Annotated in this window: 16 protein-coding genes, 1 tRNA gene and 1 pseudogene; 10 read left to right on the top strand and 8 right to left on the bottom strand. The window is 59.6% G+C overall.

Features of this window, described 5'->3' with window-relative positions; genetic code table 11:
• Positions 1-45: 45 nt before the first annotated feature.
• The 4 genes and pseudogenes from ACFIQF_RS21210 to ACFIQF_RS21195 form a co-directional block, all read left to right on the top strand.
• Complete coding sequence (locus tag ACFIQF_RS21210; RefSeq protein ID WP_393945636.1) at positions 46-465, top strand: carboxymuconolactone decarboxylase family protein; 420 nt, start codon at positions 46-48, stop codon at positions 463-465.
• Positions 462-1,373 (top strand): NAD(P)-dependent oxidoreductase, encoded by a 912-nt coding sequence (locus ACFIQF_RS21205; RefSeq protein WP_393945635.1) that lies wholly within the window; start codon positions 462-464, stop codon positions 1,371-1,373. Before ACFIQF_RS21210 ends, ACFIQF_RS21205 begins: the two co-directional genes overlap by 4 nt.
• Before the next feature lie 124 nt (positions 1,374-1,497).
• Positions 1,498-2,469: a Bug family tripartite tricarboxylate transporter substrate binding protein gene (locus ACFIQF_RS21200; RefSeq protein WP_393945634.1), complete on the top strand. Its 972-nt coding sequence runs from the start codon at positions 1,498-1,500 to the stop codon at positions 2,467-2,469.
• A gap of 167 nt (positions 2,470-2,636) precedes the next feature.
• Positions 2,637-2,858, top strand: a pseudogene (locus ACFIQF_RS21195) (SDR family oxidoreductase); the annotation flags it as partial.
• A gap of 44 nt (positions 2,859-2,902) precedes the next feature.
• On the opposite strand, the gene ACFIQF_RS21190 reads toward ACFIQF_RS21195, so the two are convergent.
• The 3 genes from ACFIQF_RS21190 to ACFIQF_RS21180 are packed head-to-tail and all read right to left on the bottom strand — an operon-like array spanning position 2,903 to position 5,540.
• Complete coding sequence (locus ACFIQF_RS21190; protein WP_393945633.1) at positions 2,903-3,352, bottom strand: RNA-binding S4 domain-containing protein; 450 nt, start codon at positions 3,350-3,352, stop codon at positions 2,903-2,905.
• A complete protein-coding gene (locus ACFIQF_RS21185; protein WP_393945632.1) occupies positions 3,333-4,808 on the bottom strand; it encodes a sensor histidine kinase in 1,476 nt (491 codons plus the stop codon). Before ACFIQF_RS21185 ends, ACFIQF_RS21190 begins: the two co-directional genes overlap by 20 nt.
• Before the next feature lie 30 nt (positions 4,809-4,838).
• Positions 4,839-5,540 carry a response regulator transcription factor gene (locus ACFIQF_RS21180; protein WP_393945631.1) on the bottom strand — a complete coding sequence of 234 codons (702 nt, stop codon included), beginning with the start codon at positions 5,538-5,540 and terminating at the stop codon, positions 4,839-4,841.
• 169 nt (positions 5,541-5,709) lie between these two features.
• Here ACFIQF_RS21180 and ACFIQF_RS21175 point away from each other — a divergent pair, with 169 nt between their 5' ends.
• The 5 genes from ACFIQF_RS21175 to ACFIQF_RS21155 all read left to right on the top strand — a co-directional run bounded on the left by ACFIQF_RS21175 (position 5,710) and on the right by ACFIQF_RS21155 (position 10,183).
• Complete coding sequence (locus tag ACFIQF_RS21175; protein ID WP_393945630.1) at positions 5,710-6,672, top strand: Bug family tripartite tricarboxylate transporter substrate binding protein; 963 nt, start codon at positions 5,710-5,712, stop codon at positions 6,670-6,672.
• 163 nt (positions 6,673-6,835) lie between these two features.
• The gene (locus ACFIQF_RS21170) at positions 6,836-7,438 is read left to right on the top strand and encodes a tripartite tricarboxylate transporter TctB family protein (RefSeq protein WP_393945629.1); all 603 of its coding nucleotides are present in this window, start codon (positions 6,836-6,838) and stop codon (positions 7,436-7,438) included.
• Positions 7,438-8,952 (top strand): tripartite tricarboxylate transporter permease, encoded by a 1,515-nt coding sequence (locus ACFIQF_RS21165; RefSeq protein WP_393945628.1) that lies wholly within the window; start codon positions 7,438-7,440, stop codon positions 8,950-8,952. Before ACFIQF_RS21170 ends, ACFIQF_RS21165 begins: the two co-directional genes overlap by 1 nt.
• A 235-nt stretch (positions 8,953-9,187) precedes the next feature.
• Entirely contained in the window at positions 9,188-9,724 is a 537-nt protein-coding gene (locus tag ACFIQF_RS21160; protein WP_393945627.1) for a mechanosensitive ion channel domain-containing protein, read from the top strand.
• A gap of 374 nt (positions 9,725-10,098) precedes the next feature.
• Positions 10,099-10,183, top strand: a tRNA-Ser gene (locus tag ACFIQF_RS21155).
• A gap of 506 nt (positions 10,184-10,689) precedes the next feature.
• Here the strand turns inward: ACFIQF_RS21155 and ACFIQF_RS21150 are convergent.
• The 3 genes from ACFIQF_RS21150 to ACFIQF_RS21140 all read right to left on the bottom strand — a co-directional run bounded on the left by ACFIQF_RS21150 (position 10,690) and on the right by ACFIQF_RS21140 (position 13,373).
• Positions 10,690-11,313, bottom strand: a complete 624-nt coding sequence (locus tag ACFIQF_RS21150) for a heavy metal-binding domain-containing protein (protein ID WP_393945626.1) — start codon at positions 11,311-11,313, stop codon at positions 10,690-10,692.
• Between the two features lie 61 nt (positions 11,314-11,374).
• Positions 11,375-12,649, bottom strand: coding sequence for a tyrosine-type recombinase/integrase (locus tag ACFIQF_RS21145; protein ID WP_393945625.1), 1,275 nt, complete (start codon positions 12,647-12,649; stop codon positions 11,375-11,377).
• 226 nt (positions 12,650-12,875) lie between these two features.
• A complete protein-coding gene (locus tag ACFIQF_RS21140) occupies positions 12,876-13,373 on the bottom strand; it encodes a DUF1643 domain-containing protein (RefSeq protein WP_393945624.1) in 498 nt (165 codons plus the stop codon).
• Between the two features lie 81 nt (positions 13,374-13,454).
• Between ACFIQF_RS21140 and ACFIQF_RS21135 the strand changes: the two genes are divergently transcribed.
• Entirely contained in the window at positions 13,455-13,715 is a 261-nt protein-coding gene (locus ACFIQF_RS21135) for a helix-turn-helix domain-containing protein (RefSeq protein ID WP_393945623.1), read from the top strand.
• Between the two features lie 1,213 nt (positions 13,716-14,928).
• On the opposite strand, the gene ACFIQF_RS21130 is transcribed toward ACFIQF_RS21135, so the two are convergent.
• Complete coding sequence (locus ACFIQF_RS21130) at positions 14,929-16,503, bottom strand: AAA family ATPase (RefSeq protein WP_393945622.1); 1,575 nt, start codon at positions 16,501-16,503, stop codon at positions 14,929-14,931.
• A gap of 103 nt (positions 16,504-16,606) precedes the next feature.
• Positions 16,607-16,957 carry a hypothetical protein gene (locus tag ACFIQF_RS21125; protein WP_393945621.1) on the bottom strand — a complete coding sequence of 117 codons (351 nt, stop codon included), beginning with the start codon at positions 16,955-16,957 and terminating at the stop codon, positions 16,607-16,609.
• Positions 16,958-17,660 lie beyond the last annotated feature (703 nt).

Genomic DNA, 17,660 nt, shown 5'->3' with positions numbered 1-17,660 from the left:
CGTCCGTTCGCAAGAGGCGAGCACCAATCAACCAAGGAGACCTTCATGGAAGACAAACAGAACCAGAACCCTGCACAGGAACTCTTCGATCAGGGATTGAAGTTGCGCAGGGAGGTACTTGGCACCGAATACGTAGATGGCTCATTGGCAAAGGCCAACGATTTCATGATGGCGTTCCAGCGCATCACGACGGAGTGGTGTTGGGGATACGCGTGGGGGCGTCCCGGCCTGGAAAAGAAAACGCGCAGCATGCTGAATTTGGCAATGCTTACGGCGCTGAATCGGCCTGCGGAAATCAAGTTGCATGTGAAAGGAGCGCTCAATAACGGCGTGACGGTCGAGGAAATCAAGGAAATTCTGTTGCATGCCACTGTGTACTGTGGCATCCCTGCGGGCCTAGATGCATTCAAGGTGGCCAATCAGGTGCTGGAAGAAGAAGGTGCGTTCAAGGAGAAGCGGGCATGAGTGCAACACGCGTTGGATTCATCGGCGTGGGCAGCATGGGCTGGCCCATGGCAAGTCGTCTGCTTCAGGCAGGTTGTACCCTCACGGTGTTTGATGCTTCGGAGGAGCAGGCGGAGCGCTTCGCAAAGGAAGTGGGCGGAGCTGCTGCAGCGGATTGCCGCAGCTTGGCACAGCAAAGCGACATCATCGTCACCATGCTGCCAACCAGTGCGATCGTTGAATCGGTATTGCAAGGTCCGCAGGGCGTGCTCGCGGGACTGCAACCTGGTAGCGTGATCGTTGAAATGAGTTCGGGCGTTCCTGCGTACACGCAGCGTCTGGCGCAATTGGTTGCGACAGCGGGTGGTGAATTGGTGGATGCTCCCGTGTCGGGTGGAGTGCCGCGTGCGCGTACCGGAGAGCTGGCCATTATGTTTGGCGGATCAGCCCAAACGCTGGAGCGCGTGCGACCGGTATTGCAGGCCATGGGTACATCCATTGCGCATACCGGCGATGTCGGCAGCGCGCATGCGATGAAGGCGCTGAACAATCTGGTCTCTGCTGGCGGATTCCTGATTGGCGTGGAAGCCATGATTCTCGGTCAGCAATTCGGCTTGGATCCCAACGTGATCGTCGATGTGCTGAATGCGTCCACAGGCATGAACAACTCCACGCAGAAGAAGTTCAAGCAGTTCGTTCTATCGCGCAGCTTCAACTCGGGATTCGGGTTGGACTTGATGGTCAAAGATCTGGGAATTGCTCTCAGCATGGGAACTGATTCGGGCACGCCGACACCGTTCGCCTCGCTGTGTCAGGAGATGTGGGCGTCTGCCGGTAAAGCCCTCGGCAGGGGACAGGATCACACCGCCGTGGCGCGCCTGTCCGAACTGCTTGCGGGTGTTGAATTGAAGCCCGGCCAGCAGCGCTGATCAAGCGCGCTGCTGCTTCAACTTCGACTCGGCAAACAATTCAACGCAGTCATTTCGCATCCACTTCGGAGAAAGTGGAGCGGAGTACTGTTGCCTGAAAACCGAAACTCAAGGAGACAAAGAAATGAAAAAGTATTGGCTGGCTGCAGCATGTCTCGCCATGTTGAATGGCGTGACACAGGCTCAGGATTTTCCAACGCGCCCGATCACGATGGTTGTGCCATATGCGCCTGGCGGGTCCACGGATGGTTTGGCGCGTATTGTCGCTACGGCCATGGGTAAGAGCCTAGGGCAATCCGTGGTCATCGAAAATATTGGCGGTGGAGGAACGATGATCGGCAACCAGCGCGTGCTGCGAGCGGCTCCTGATGGCTACACTATCAGCTTTGGCAACATGGGCTCGTTGGCTATAGCGCCATCGCTTTATCCCAAATCAAACTTCGATCCTCGCAAGGACATGGTTGCAGTGGGTCTGGTGGCGACAGTGCCCATGGTGCTGTCAGTGAGCAATGCTAGCGGTGTCAAGGACATGTCGGATATGCTCGCTAAGCTACGTGATAAATCGGAGCGTGTGAATTTCGGCAATGCCGGATCAGGATCTACTAGCCATATCGCTGCGGCTAATTTCCTACACGTGACCTCAACGGAAGGAGTGCAGATCCCCTACCGTGGCGCAGGCCCCGCCATCGCTGACCTGATGGCCGGTACGGTAGACGCCGTCATCGATCAGACTGTCACGATGATCTCGCTTCATCAAAGCGGCCGCGTACGTGCTCTGGCGGTAGCTAGCAAGACGCGCCTGGCGCAGATGCCAGATGTGCCTACGTTTGCAGAAGCGGGCGTTGCAGCATTCGACATGAGCGTATGGAATGGAATCGCAGCGCCAGCGGGCACCCCCGTACCCGTGGTCACACGGCTTGAGTCCGCATTGAACGCAGCGCTCAAGGACTCCGCAGTGCGTGAATCGCTGGACAAGTTAGCTGCGCAGGCACCTTCGGATTCTGAGCAGGGAAGCGCAGCATTCCAGACATTAATTGCTCGTGATGTTCCGAAATTTGCTGAACTGATCCGTGTTGCGAACGTGACGGTGAATTGAAGAGGAAAACTCAGGGTGGCGATTTGGTGAAGGCGGAGGCGACACCATGTCGTTCGATCCACCTCCTGAAACCATTTCGCCCCAGCCTTCTGATCCCATTTCTAAATGGAAGCACGCCGCGACTAAATATCAAGTCAACCGCAGCGGCCCTCAGTGTTCCTATGTCATATGCGATCACGGTGAACGCCTTGGCGCCTGGCCGTATCAGCACGCCCTTGCTCAAATCAGTGGCCCAGGAAGTGAATGATGCCGTGACGCGCGTTACAGCGCTGCGCCGCCTGGGAACGCCTGAGGAAGTCAGCGATGCCTGCCTGTTTCTGGCCTCCGACCAGTCTCGGTTTGTCACCGGCCAAGTGTTGGACGTGGCCGGTGGCTGGCTGATGACCTAAGCGGCTCTAAATAGGCGGCTAAGTAAGCGGCCCAACCCCAGCCCTCACTCATCCGGGCTGTACATGCGGCTGCTCCAACGCTCGTCCCATTGCTGCAGGCCTTGCAGCTCGCGGCGGTTGCGTTTGGTGGGGCGGCCATCTTTCAGGGTGGATGCGGGCTCGGGGGCCAGGCGGCGCTGTTCGCTGAGGCTGGCGCGCAAGGCAATGCTGGCTTCGGTTTCGGTGTACAGCAGTTGCGCGGCAGGCGCCGGGCCGCGGGTGCTGGCCACGGCGGCGATGGTGACCGTCTTGGGGATATTGCCTTGTTTGAGCTCTACCGTATCGCCGGCACGCACATCTTTGCTGGGCTTGGCGTTGGCTTGGTTGACCTTGACGTGGCCTTTGGCGATTGCTTCCACGGCGATGGCGCGGGTTTTGTAAAAGCGCGCGCACCACAGCCATTTGTCCAGGCGCATGGTGGCGGAGTCGGCGGTGTCAGTGGCGGTGCTGGGCATCAGTCAGTTCGGTGGATGCGGAGTGGGGGGATGCAAACTCTACCACTGCATCGAAGCCTTCGGTTTTGCCATTGCGCAAGCGGTTGCGCAGATGCAGCTGGGCGTTGGTGGCGGCACAGATGGAGCGGCAAATGGCCAGGCCCAGGCCCGAGCCGCCGTTGAGGTTGCTGGTGACAAAGGGCTCGGCCAGGCGCGCCTGGATTTGGGGCGAGACGCCGCTGCCCCAATCGCTGATGCGCAGGCTGCTGGCGCCGGCGTTTTGTTGCAGCACTACTTGCAGTGGCGCGCCTTCGGGGGAATGCTGGATGGCATTGTGCAAAAGGTTACGCACCAGCTCGCGCAGCATCCAGGGGTGGGAGGGTAGTTGGACTTCGTCGCTGTCCAGCTCGAACTGCAGGTTTTTCTCGGCGAGCAGCGGCGAGAGCTCAATCACCATGTCGCGCACGATGGCCGTGAGATCTACCGTTTGCAGTGGCTCGGATTGTTGCAGTTGCTCTACCTTGGCCAGCGACAGCATTTGGTTGGCGAGTTGGGTGGCGCGGTCGACCGTGCTGCTGATTTCTTGCAAAGCCTGGCGTGGCTCCACATCGCCACGCAGGGCCGATTGCACTTGCGCTTTGAGCACGGCCAAGGGCGTGCGCAGCTGGTGCGAGGCGTCGCGCACAAAGCGCTTTTGGTGCTGCAGCAAATGGGCCAGGCGAGCCATGACGCGGTTGGTGGAATCGACCAGCGGCAACACCTCCACCGGCGTTGCGATGGGGGCGTGCAGCGGCTGCAGGTCGTCGTCGCTGCGGTTGTTGAGCTGTTCGCTGAGCTGCAAGATGGGCATGGTGGCACGGCGCACCACAAACACCACCACGCAGGCGATGCAGACAAACAGCAGTGCCTGCTTGAGCAAGGTGGCCAGCAGAATCTCGCGGGCCAGCGATTCGCGAATCTGCAAGGTTTCTGCCACTTGCACAATCGCCATGCCTCGGCCATGCGGGCTGGCCACGGGTTGCAGCAACGCGGCTATGCGCACGGGCATGCCACGAAACTCGCCGTTGTAAAAATCGACCAGCGCGGCGTAAGGCGGCTGTTGCGCTATGCGGCCACGCCACAGCGGCAGCTCGCCGAAGCCGCCGATCAGCTCGCCCGCCATGGACGAGATGCGGTAGAACAGCCGCGATTGGTTGTCGGCCTCAAAGGCTTCCAGCGCGGAGTAGGGCACGGTAGATTCGACCACGGCCAGCTCGTCGTAGCCCTGCACCGTGAGTTGCTCGCCAATCACCTTGGCCGATGCCAGCAAGCTGCGGTCGTAAGCGGTGTTGAGAGATTGCAGCGATTGCTGGTAGAGGCTGCTGGTGTTGTAGACCATGAACACGACCACGGGCAGCAAGATGCCCAGCAACAGGTTGCGCCGGATGGAGCTGCTGCCCGCCAGGGCGATGTGGGTGCGTGGTGGAGGGCTGGACATGCGGCTGAAGCTGCGGCTGGAGCTGAAGATTCAAGCTGCCTGATCGCCGCTGGCGGCTTTGAGCAGGTAGCCCAGGCCGCGCAAGGTCATCAGCTGCATGCCAGTGGGCGCCAGTTTTTTGCGCAGTCGGTAGGCCACTACCTCGACGGCTTCCAGCTGTACATCGGGTTCATTGGCGAACACGGCGTGGAACAAGCGCTCTTTGGTGACGGCTTGGCCCAGCGGCTGGATCAGGGTTTTGAGAAAGGCGACTTCGCGCGGCGTCAGCTCCAAGATCGCGTCTTGCCAATAAAAGGCCTCGGCGCTTTTGTCGTAGCGCAGGCTGCCGGCCGACTGGCTGTTGGCTGCTGAGCTGCTTTCTGCACTGCTGGGCTGGGCGCGGCGTACCAAGGCGCGGATGCGGGCTTCTAGCTCGTCCAGGTCAAAAGGTTTGGCCAGGTAGTCGTCAGCGCCGGAGTTCAGGCCCAGCACGCGGTCGCCCACGGTGCCACGGGCGGTGAGGATCAGCGTGGGCGCGGCCAGCCCTTCGGCACGGGCCTGGGCAATGATTTCCAAGCCGTCGAGGTTGGGCAGGCTCAGGTCCAGCAACACTGCATCGGGCCGCAGCTGGCGCCAGGCGGGCAGGGCGGCGGCGCCGTCGGTGACAGGTGTGACTTCCATGCCCCGGCGGCGCAGCGTGCGCTGCAGCGTGGTTTGCATGGTGGCGTCGTCCTCGATCAAAAGCAGGTGCATGGACAGCAGTTTGCACGAAATTGAGCCCGCCTTGGCGGCCCGCTGTGGCTGGATTGTTGACAGTCGTCTTGGTGTTTCCCCTAGGAAATTGCGGCCCGGATGACAGCCATTTGACAGCTGGCTGCCCGATCATTCCACCATCAACAACACCGATTCACAGGAGACAAGCATGCGTCGTGACGAATTCCTCAAATCTCTGCTGGCTTTGGCTGCGGCCGGTTCCCCGCCGCTGAGCGCCCATGCGGCCGCCAACCTGAAGATGCTGCTGCCTGCCAACCCCGGTGGCGGCTGGGACACGACGGGCCGTGCCCTGGGCAAGGCTTTGCAAGATGCCGGCGTGGCTGGCTCGGTGACATACGACAACAAAGGGGGAGCGGCTGGTGCGATTGGCCTGGCTCAGTTCGTCAACGGCAGCAAGGGCGATGCCAATGCGCTGATGGTGATGGGCGCCGTCATGCTGGGCGGCATCATCACCGGCAAGCCGCCGGTGGACCTGAGCCAGGCCACGCCGCTGGCCCGCCTGACCAGCGAGTACAACGTGTTCGTGCTGCCCGCCAATTCGCCTTTCAAGACCATGGCCGAAGTGGTGGCCCAGCTCAAGAAGGACCCCGGTTCGGTGAAATGGGGCGGTGGCTCGCGTGGCTCTACCGAGCACATTGCTGCCGCCATGATTGCGAAGGCGGTGGGCGTGGACCCTGCCAAGATCAACTACGTGGCTTTCCGTGGGGGCGGCGAGGCGATTGCCGCCATCCTGGGTGGCAACGTGACCGTGGGCGGCAGCGGCTTCAGCGAGTTTGCCGAGTACATCACCACCGGCAAGATGAAGCCGATTGCCGTCACCTCGGCGCAGCGCCTGGAAGGCTCCAGTATCCCCACGCTCAAGGAGCAGGGCATTGATGTGGAAATCGGCAACTGGCGCGGCGTGTATGGCGCGCCCGGCATCAGCGCCGAGCAACGCAAGACGCTGATCGACATGCTGGACAAGGCCATGAAGAGCGCAAGCTGGGCCGAGTCGATGAAGAAGAACGACTGGACGGCCGCCTGGCTGGCTGGCGATGACTTCACCAAGTTTGTGGCTGACCAGTTTGCCAGTCTCAAAGACACCATGACCCGCGCCGGCATGGTCTCGTAAACACCGGAAAGTCCATGAAACCAAGAGCCTGGCGCTCTTGGCGACTTGTCAAAAACTAGCAGCTGGCGCTTGGCAGGCAAGCGCTCTGGTTGGGTGTTGCCAAAAATTGGCCAACACTGCACCGGCACCAGCAGCACAACAACATAAGCAAGGAGGCCTCACCATGAGCCAAAGGGCTGAATCGAGCGACGCAATTGCCACCGCCACCACGGCGCAGGCAGTGCTGCAGGGCGCCGAGCCTGTCGCATTTGAACATGCGCACCAACCGCGCACTTCGGCCCAATTGGCCGTGGGCATTGCGGTTTTGGTGGTGGCAGGGCTGTTGTCCTGGGGCGCCTTGCACATTCCTTCCCAAGCCGGTTACAGCGGTGTCGGGCCTGACTTTCTGCCTTGGCTTGCGGCCTGCGTGCTGGGCTTGTGCGGCCTATGGCTGTGCTGGGAAGCGCTGAGCGGCGGCTACCGCCACCTGGATGCACCCGATGGCGCGCAACACGGCGACTGGGGCGCGCTGGCCTGGGTGTGCGCAGGTTTGCTGGTGAACGCAGCGCTGATCACCACGCTGGGCTTCATCGTCAGCTGCACGGTTTGCTACGCGCTGGCTACCCAAGGCTTGCGCCGTGCCACGGGCCAAGCCCATGCAGGCAGCGCCAAGACCATCGTGATTGACCTGGTGACCGGCGTGCTGATTGCTGCGCCTGTGTTCTGGGTGTTCACCCAATTCCTGGCGATCAACTTGCCAGGCCTGACGGAAACGGGGTGGCTGTGATGGATATCTTCAACGCACTCATGCAAGGGTTTGCGACCGCGATCACGCCGGTCAACCTGCTCTGGGCTTTGGTTGGCTGCGCGCTGGGCACGGCGGTGGGCGTGTTGCCCGGCATCGGCCCGGCAGTGGCGGTGGCGATGTTGCTGCCGATCACGGCCAAGGTCGATGTCACGGCCTCGATGATCTTCTTCTCGGGCATCTACTACGGCGCCATGTATGGCGGCTCTACCACATCGATTTTGCTCAACACACCGGGCGAGACGGCCAGCATGGTCACCGCCATGGAAGGCAACAAAATGGCCAAGAGCGGCCGGGCTGGCGCAGCGCTGGCCACGGCGGCGATTGGCTCCTTCCTGGCAGGCACGATTGCCACGGTGGTGGTGACTTTGTTTGCGCCCTACGTGGCCGAGTTTGCCGTGAAACTGGGCCCGCCCGAGTACTTCATGCTGATGGTGCTGGCATTCACCACGGTGAGCGCGGTGCTCGGCAAGAGCAGCCTGCGCGGTATGACGGCGCTTTTCCTGGGCTTGGCCATTGGCTGCATCGGCATGGACCAGATCACCGGCACCGCCCGCTACACCATGGGCAAGCCTGAGTTGCTCGATGGCGTCGACATCGTGCTGGTGGCCGTGGGCCTGTTCGCAGTGGCCGAAGTGCTGTACTACGCACTCTACGAAGCCAAGACCCGCGACACGCAAAACAAGATGGGCCGCGTACACATGACCGGCCGTGACTGGAAGCGCTCTTGGCCCGCCTGGTTGCGTGGCACGCTGATCGGTACGCCGTTTGGCTGCATTCCCGCCGGCGGCACCGAGATCCCTACCTTCCTGAGCTACGCCACCGAGAAAAAGCTGGCCAAGGGCGAAGACAAGGCCGAGTTCGGCACCACAGGCGCCATTGAAGGCGTGGCCGGCCCCGAAGCCGCCAACAACGCCACGGTGACTGCGGCGCTCATCCCGCTGCTGACGCTGGGTATTCCCACCAGCAACACCACGGCGGTGCTGCTGGGCGCTTTCCAGAACTACGGCATCAACCCTGGCCCGCAACTGTTCACCAGCTCGGCCGCGTTGGTTTGGGCTTTGATTGCATCACTCTACATCGGCAACGTGATGCTGCTGGTGCTGAACCTGCCCATGGTCGGCATGTGGGTCAAGTTGCTGAAGATTCCCAAGCCCCAGCTGTACGCCGGTATTCTGATCTTCGCCACCGTGGGTGCCTACGGCATGCGCCAAAGCACGTTTGACCTGTACCTGCTGCTGGCCATTGGCGTGCTGGGTGTGGTGATGCGCCGCTTTGACTTCCCGACCGCGCCGGTGGTGGTGGGCATGATTCTGGGCCCCTTGGCCGAGGCGCAAATGCGCAACGCGGTCGCCATCGGCGAAGGCAGCTGGAGCATCTTCTGGCAGCGCCCCATGTCGCTGGCCCTGATTGTGGTGGTGCTGGCCGTGCTGATTGTGCCCCGCGTGCTGAAGTTCATGTCCACCAAAAAGGCTGCAGAACCAGCAGCCGCTTGATGGCGGGAGTGTACAGACGCAACAGAATCAAACGAGCGAGTTGTCTCTTTGGGCGCCCCGGGTGGGCGCCCGTTTTTTATCTTTGAAAGTGCTTCCTTCCAACCTGCTGCATTGCGCCTCTGTTCGATACACAGAACCCAGCTGAGACGGCGGTTTGCGGATGCGGTGGATCAGGCTTTCAAGAGAAATGCAGGAGAGGGATACACTCAGACGTCCGCTTTACCGCTTGCCTGCCATGGATGCTGTCTCAAGTGTATTTGGCTCAACGCTGTCGCCGCGCTCCACTCTGGGGGCTCTTGTAATAGGAGCGCTGATACTGAGCCTGGTTTTTGTCGTTGTCTTACTGATTCGCAGAAGCGTGCGCCATGTGGCAACGCATCTTTCGGACACTACGGCGCTGCAGTTTGTCAGTGAGTTTGCGCAGCTGCTGACTTGTGTATTTGGGTTTGTGCTCTACGCCCATCTGATACCAGAACTGCGCGCGCTCGGTACAGCGCTTCTGGCAGGTGTCAGCGTTGTCTCGGTCGTTGTGGGCATGGCGGCGCAAAGCACACTGGGTAACGTCATCGCGGGATTCTCGTTGGTGCTCTACAGGCAAATTCGGGTGGGCGACACGATCCAGATAAATTCTCCTTTGGGCGTGGTGACCGCCAAAGTGGAAGTGATTTCTCTGGGCTTCACGCAACTGGTCAACAGCGAAGGCCACGAATTGGTGGTGCCCAACAGTGTGATGATGGGCAATACGATCATCCGACTGAGCCGTGGTAACTGAATCGGTTGAGCGACTCGCGTGTGCAGTGCTGAGCGGGCCTCTGCCGCAGTTCTCTGAAAGCACTCCCCGGCTGTCTCTGATGAGAGGTTCCGTGGTGAAAGCCCAAACCAGCGGTCAGCGGAGGCCATGGGCTTTACTTCTTAACTCTTGAAAACCCGAGTTCGTCGCCTTTGCCGTGTCAGCAGGCGAGGGCGAAGCAACTTAACCTTCTGGGGGCGGAGTGGAGCCCGGTGCCTCTTGCACCATGGCTAACGGCTACTTGTTTCCCTGCCGATTCCTGCCATCAGCGATCCTGATTTCATCAATTTCATCGAAATCTTCGTTTTTTGTCGGAGGGTCGAAAATTCCCGCTATAATTTCAGCTTCGGCGCTGCGGAGAGGTGGCAGAGTGGTCGAATGTACCTGACTCGAAATCAGGCGTACGTGCAAACGTACCGAGGGTTCGAATCCCTCCCTCCTAGTTAAGAATTCATGAAATACGGGCCCATGTGGTCCGTTTTGCTTTTCTACCTTCCAGGTTACCCACTGTTGTGCTGTGGGTGGGGAGCTGATGGTGGGCCTACCGCGTAGCGTTGGAATCGTGCATATCCGGATATTTCCGTCTTTATGACGGGGTTGCTCCGATAGTTTGAGCGCTATCTTTCGGTCTACCTTCGTGGGCTTAGTTCAGTTTTATTGTTGAGCCAGACACGCTTTGCGCGCATCCTGCTCCTTGATCGCGTAGCAGTTACTACGCGTCCCCTTGACCTCTGCCATGCACTGGTTACGCTTGTCGCCATCCTTGATGTGATGACAGTACCCGTAGTCCCGCTTGACCACCGCCAGGCAGTACGCCCGTTTGTCCCCATCTTTGATCGCGTAGCAATCTGAGGATGCAGCCATGCCCTCCCCCATGGCCAATAGCGCGGCAGCACACGGGAGGGCCAGGAGGGTACCCCTCGCCATACCGGAGATTCGGGCTAGCCTCATATCCGGGTACCTGCTAGATCTGCTGTGCAATGCTTGCAGCGCACCGCATCCCGCTTGATCGTCTCGGCGCAGTAGGGGCATGCAATGGTGTCTGACTCATTGATGATGGCGGTTCCCCATGCCTCGACATAGCCCGCTGTCGAATGCGTCTTGTCCTTTTGTTCATAGCGCACATTGATGATGGCATTGCCGCCTAGTGCCAGCGTCTGCTCTCTCAGGCGTTGCGCGGCATCTTCTTGCGTGAACTTCTGCTCGAATGGCGTCCATCGCACCAGTTTGATGTGTACTTCCGATAGCGTGCGGTAGTGTCCATCTGGCGCCTTGGGTAGTATTTGGACGTCAATCGTTCGCGCACCGCTGGCGTTGGTAACGACAGCGCCGTCCGCCACCTCGGACCATCCCGCCTTTGCATAGTGTGCTCGGACGATGCGCTTAGCGATGAACGGGTAAATGAACACCCATGACACGCCACCCGTGAATACCGCAATGACTGCCGCAATCGCCGCTTGCAACCACATCTGTTTGTAGGCCAGATAGATGGGGCCGAGTAGCAGCATCCATAGCCATGTGGCTTCCCCGAATTCTTCAATGTGTCCGCTGGCTGGGTTACGAAATCTCATGCTGTTCCTTTTCTATATTGGGATCGGATTAGTTGATTGACCGGTGTTGTGACCCGGGTTCTTAGCTGTCGCTGTAAGTTACGGCGGCAGGTTTTATTGCCGCAGGTTGCCCGAGGGTATGACCGTCGGTCATGGCGTAGCTGCCCCAGTCCTGCATGAGTGCGTGGCGCTTTTCCAGCATGTCTCCGCGTCGATACGCGGCTTCCACCTTGCTCGCGACGGTGTGTGCGAGGGCCATCTCCGCGACCTCATTGGCGTACTGTGTTTTCTCTGCGCACCAGTCGCGGAACGTAGAGCGGAACCCATGCGGTACCGCATCCACATTCAGGCGGCGGAGGACTGCAGTTAGCGTCATGTTTGAGAGCGGTGCACCCGTCTCGGGATCGGCACTTGCCCGGTAGCCCGGGAACACATAGAGGCACGATGCAGGTACCACCTCACGTTGGTTCTTGAGGATCTCAATTGCTGCATCCGACAGGGGTACGCGGTGCTCCTTATGGGCTTTCATCCGCTCCGCTGGGATTGTCCATACGCGGTTGGCGATATCGATCTCATCCCACCTTGCTCCCCGCACTTCGCCTGACCGGGTTGCCGTCAGGATCAGGAACTGCAGGGCCAGCGCGCCATTGCCTTCTTGACTTCGCAACTGCACCATGAACGCCGGTAGATCGGCATAGGGCATGGCACGGTGGTGCACGGTCTTGGTGACCTTTGCTGGTGCCGGTAGTAGCTTGTCCAGGAGTCCCTTCCAGCGCGCCGGGTTGGCATCCTTGCGATAGCCCCGGGCCACTGCCCAGTCCAGTACCGATTCGATCCGGCCCCGCACCCGATTGGCTGTTTCCGTCTTGGTGGTCCACATGGGCTCGATCACCCGCAGCACCATCTCTACATCGACCGCTGCCACTGGCACCCTGCCCAGTACAGGATTGGCGTAGGTAGCGAGGGATGAACGCCACTGCGCCACATGCTTGACGTTCTTCCAGCCTTTCTCATGCGCGTCGATGTACTTGGTAGCGGCGTCTGCGAACGTGATGGCTCGCTGCATCTCCTGGGCCAGTTGGGTACGCAGGCGCTGTGCGTCGGCTACTGGATCGATACCGCGTGCCAGTTTGAGGCGAGCTTCGCGTGCCAGGTCCCTAGCTTGGGCGAGGGTGACCGAGGGATAGGACCCAAGGCCCAGGTCACGGCGGCGGCCGCCCACCTGGTAGCGCAGCAGCCAGCTACGCGATCCGTACATGGTGACGTTCAGCACCAGGCCGCGCACGCCTCCGACGTGTGTCGATCCCCTCCGCCAGATGTTGGCCACCTGCTGGGCTCCTAGTTCCTTAGCGGCCATACGTACCACCTCCGGATAGGGTGTTAGCAATCTCAATGGGCATGTCCTTCTTGTCCTTCTCGTGTGCTGTGATGGATAGATGGACAAAATTTTCAGCAGCGTTGGCAGAGGTAGGAAGGGGGTAGCCGCGGGCGTGCCGCGCCCTATGCGGACGATGGCACTGCAGGAGTTTTCTTGCGAGGATTCGGTACGAGGCCGAACAGGGATGCAGGGCGTGTGCCGCGGACTAGTCCAGCGTGTAGGGTTGGAACTTCCAGTCGTAGTTGAGGCGGCTGGGGTGTCTTGGATGGCCGCTGGCGGTGGGCTCGCCGAACATGCGCCACTGCGGCGAGTACTTTGCGACTCGGGCATGCAGCTCGTCTCGGGCCCTCAAGAAGTACGAGCGCAGCACCACAGTCTCACCCCACGCAGCCCATAGCGTTGGGGTCTCGTACTGCGCGATCAATTTCTCCATCTCATCGAGATTGCGCGCATAGGCTTCGGCATCAGCTCGGGTGGGTAGGGCGCTCCAGTCCGTGGCTCGCACGGGGTAGAGGTTGAGCATCACGAATCCATCGTATCCGTTGAGCGCGGCGACCTTCTGCACCCTGGCTACGGTGGGGTCTGATTTTTCCTGTGTTGCCGTGCTCGGGTTGAGGCCGATGGTGATCAATGGACGTGTGCCTGATGTGCCCAGGGTGTAGCGCCATTGGTCGTTTTGGTCTGCGTGATAGAGGTTGTACATGGGCTTTCTGGACATCCTTGAGTGCAAAATATACGAATTAGTGTTTATGTGAATTAGAGCATAACACCGAGAGTTGGAGGGGTGAAGACCCTAGCCCAGCACTTTGGAGAATTCGTACGAGACAAGCGACTTGAACTTGGATTGAGTCAAGTCGAGTTTGGTGAGAAGTGCGGCTTCTATCAGACATACCTCAGCCGTATTGAACGAGGTCAGGCGAACCCTACCTTGAATGCGATGGAGGTGATTGCAAACGGCCTTGGTATTTCAGTTTTCGAGATGTTTGAAGCGGTTGGGCTCGCTGTGAGCAATGCGCAAGTCAAGCCTTCCCGCAAGCGCATTTGAGCTAACCAGGGGCTGAAGGCATTTAGCTCGCTTTGAGCCTGTCAGGGTTTGGCTGTCACCGTTGGTGTATGCGGGATGGCTTGAACGCCTTAAGCTTTCGTCCTTCAATTGAGACACCCTAATCCCGCCCGGCTGCCCCGAGTTTCGGGTGGGTATGTTTCCGTTTTAGCCTGGTGCCATGCCCCTCCCTGGCTGGCTTCCAGCCATCCCATGGGCTGCGCCCGATACCCCTGCGCCCCGCCCGCCACGACGCCCCCGTAGGGGGCTGTCGGGCGGGGCGCGGGTATTGGCCATGGGATTGGAGTTGCTTCTCCGGGATGTGGGATTGGTTTGCCGATGCTGGGCGCCTGCTTCCTAGCTTCGGCATGCGACGTGGTACCGAGGTGAGTTTCGTGGGCGCTTGGACTATGGGGGTAGCGGCTAGTTTTTCTGTGCAGCGCTTCGGTACTTCTCCGTGCAACTTCGGCACTATCGCGGGTCGATTGCTCCTATGCTGTGGCCTTTGCTCTGAGCTTGTGTCTCTGTTGCTATCCATTAACATTCCTGCATGGTAGCTACCTATCCGGTAGACCCCGCCCCTGCCCGAGCCCCCCCCGCCCGCCCCTTTTAGGGGTGGAGGGCGGGAGGAGTTCGGGTCGTGGGTTTCGAGTGGGCTGCCATTGCTCGACCGACCATGCATCTGCGCTCGATACCCCTGCGCCCCGCCCGCCACGACGCCCCCGTAGGGGGACTGTCGGGCGGGGCGCGGGTATTGAGCATGGGATTGGAGTTGCTTCTCCGGGATGTGGGATTGGTTTGCCGATGCTGGGCGCCTGCTTCCTAGCTTCGGCATGCGACGTGGTACCCAGAGGAGATTCGTGAGTGCCTGGGCTATGGGGGTAGTGGCTGGATCTTTCGTGCCGCGCTTTGGTACCTCTCTGTACCACTTCGGGTATATCGCAGCCTGACGGATCGCCATTTCAGCTTCGATCTTGCAGGCCGGATCGTTCCCTCGACTGCGTAGCCTCCAGATCTGAACTGCAAGAGATGCATCTGCCTGGGCTGACACTTGACTCCCCCGACTCCCCCGACTCCCCCGACTCCCCGTCCCCCTCTCCCCCTTTAGGGGAGGGGGACTGGGGAGTGGGGGGCAATTCAGCGAGGCCGCCTCTCATAGGTTCTCGGATGGAGTCCATTAGGCCGCCTACGAGTGGGTTGCCGTTGCAGCGACACGTTACAGCGACATGCGTACCTTGCCCCCATCCCGGAGTAGCAGTCCAGTTGAGATGAGGGATTGAATTGCCTCGCGGACGTTCTTTGCGCGATGGTTACTGCCATAGCCCTCTGCCCCGCCCTCGTGCATATCCTTGAACGCTTGTGAAACAACCTTGCTAATAGTCTCCTCGGTCGCCTCCCCCGGATTCGGCTGCTCATTGCCATTCGGATCGAGTTGGCGGAGATGCTGACGAATTGCCTGCAGTGCTACATCCGTCCGCTCCTGGGTCTTGGGCTTGTGACCTGCGAATACCATGGCATCGTTCGCCTGCGTGTCGTCGGAGTCTTGCACATGCCGGATGACGATGGATTGGAGGGGCTCCGTCTCATGCGCCGGTTGAAACTCGATGGGTTCGATCCGAAACCAGCCCTTCGTATGGCTGCCGTCACGGCCCTTATCGAGGCGCCAGTAGCGCTCGTCGCCATTGCGGCCAACCTCGATGGACACATCAGGGTTCGCATGCAGGGCATAGGCTCCTCGCGCACCGCGGCGAGGATCGTTTCCCGAATGATGAACGAGCAAAACCGCGGCACCAGTCATCCTGGTCAGGCGCTGTACGTTAGCGATCATGCCTGCCATCGCTGAGTTGCTGTTTTCCTCCGCGGTCCCGGCAAGTGAGGCTGATAGGGTGTCAATCACAATGAACTTGGCCTGATGCTTCAAGGCCGTCACAGCCAATGCGTCGACATCTTCCGTGCTGGCAACGTTGCAGGCATCAAAGACGTAGCGAATGCCCTTTTGATGGAGGCCACCCCGGTCATGCTCAAGAGCTTGGACGCGTGCGCGCAGCCCCAGTTGGCCCTCCAATGCAACATAGATCACGTTGGTCTGGGTGACCGGGTGGCCAGCCCAGTCAGAGCCGCTGGCTACCGCCGCTATCATGTCGAGCAGCAATGCAGTCTTTCCCGCTTGAGACTCTCCCCACAAGATAATGACCTCCCCGCCGTGGAAGACATCACGCACTAGCCATTCGAGACGCGGCATGTGCTCAAAGTCTGCAGAGGTATGTGTTGGCAGCGTTCGCGACACATCGACTGGGGGTGGTAGCGTGGGGTCGGGCAGGCGCCGCTCTTGCTTGGCAGCGAGACCTACGTCATCCGGGCTGTCAATGGATGACGCGAGGACTTCAGGCTCCATACGGATGGTGTCTGCAACCACATCTGCCAGCCAGCCATGTGTCGGCTCCATATAGGCCATATGGATCACTGGAAATGGGGCAACCTCTTGCTCGTTTCCAAGGCGCTGCCAATGAACATGCGAGGTTTGGACCTGCGCTGTTCCGGAGATGGCTAATACGTCGCAGTTAGCCGTGATCCTGGTTTCGCCCGGCTCGGCCTCAGTTTGGTCGATCATTTCTGCCGCCATTGAGGGCGCGACCGTGTCGACTGGGTGGGTCGGGGACTTGTGGGCGGGCGCACGCTCATTTGCCTCTTCTTCTTCTTGGCGCATAGCGAGGATCTTCAAGGCAGCAGTCTGGAGGCGATCCATTTCCGGAGATTTTGGGATGTTGGAGTGGATATTCGAGGTAGTCATTTGAGGCGTCTCTGAATTGGTTCGGTAGGTGCGTGGCAGGGTACGAGGCATAGGCCCTGTCGCACGCACAGAAGACGGGGCGAAACCCGTCCTTTGATTGGGCTTACAGCTTGCGCGGACGCTTGATGGCAGAGGCCTTCTTGGCAAGAGAGCGATTGCGCTTGTGAGGCTGGCTCTTGGCCTTATTGATTGCGTCGAGGATCAAGAAGCGGGACTTCCAGGTGCGATCAGCAACCATGTCAACGCGGTCGTCAACGGTGGCGATTGCGTCCAGGACTTCACGCAACATGGCACCCATTTGCGCAATGGACTGCTGCTGCGTGGCGACGTGGCCCACCAGGAGTGCAAGGGCGATCTGGTCGGGATTGAGCTTACACTCAGATACAAATTCGTGCTGTCCGGAGACTTGAGAAAATTCGGCGGCGGCAGCGAAGTTGGTTGGATTGTGTTTCATAGGTAGTGACTCCGATAGGTAGACAGTAGTTTTGTGCGATCCCGAAACGATTCCGAGGCCACACTATCTAGACGGCGTTTGTGGAGCGCGCTACCTCTAGGGCATCTTGCTAAATCGAAACTATATGTAACTAACTGCTGACGCAATTTGGCCTATTCCGATGGCTGCGGATAGGGCGATGGGTAGGGGGTGTTCGTGAGCCTGGATGCATGCAGGAGCACGACTGCTGAGCGGTGATGATGGCTGCTTGACTAACTCGGGACGGTGGTACCGCAGGCGGACGTTAGGTTGAGGGATGCCGCTGTGCCAGCGTTGGGCTACGAGTGAATTGGTTCTGTTGGGAACTTGAGCTCTGCCAAGCTAGCGTTTACTACCTGGGCACGAAGTTTCTGATCGTTGTACACCTTCCAGTTCGTTGTGCGGTTTACCGCGACCCCTGCGCGTCTCATTCGTCTCCCCAGCCTACGCTAGTTGAGGACGGGATTGGTGCAACAACGCTCGCACAAAGAGATTTGCGCAGTAAATCCATTTGTTATCCTTGGTTTGCAATTTGACTGTTGGCAATTGTTAAATGCTCTGTGCGGTTTATTCTCAGGAGTTCTGCTAGATGCTTAAGTCTGTGGTATGGTAATCCCCCCGCAATTCCAGCGCGCTGAGAAGTAGAGACTCTCACAGGAGAATCTCTACCATGAAGAAATCACGT

Origin of the sequence: Comamonas trifloxystrobinivorans, from assembly GCF_043359985.1 — a bacterium.
Lineage (GTDB): Bacteria > Pseudomonadota > Gammaproteobacteria > Burkholderiales > Burkholderiaceae_C > Comamonas > Comamonas trifloxystrobinivorans.
The sequence above is the reverse complement of the archived record's forward strand: the minus strand, read 5'-3'. Positions and strand labels throughout refer to the sequence as shown.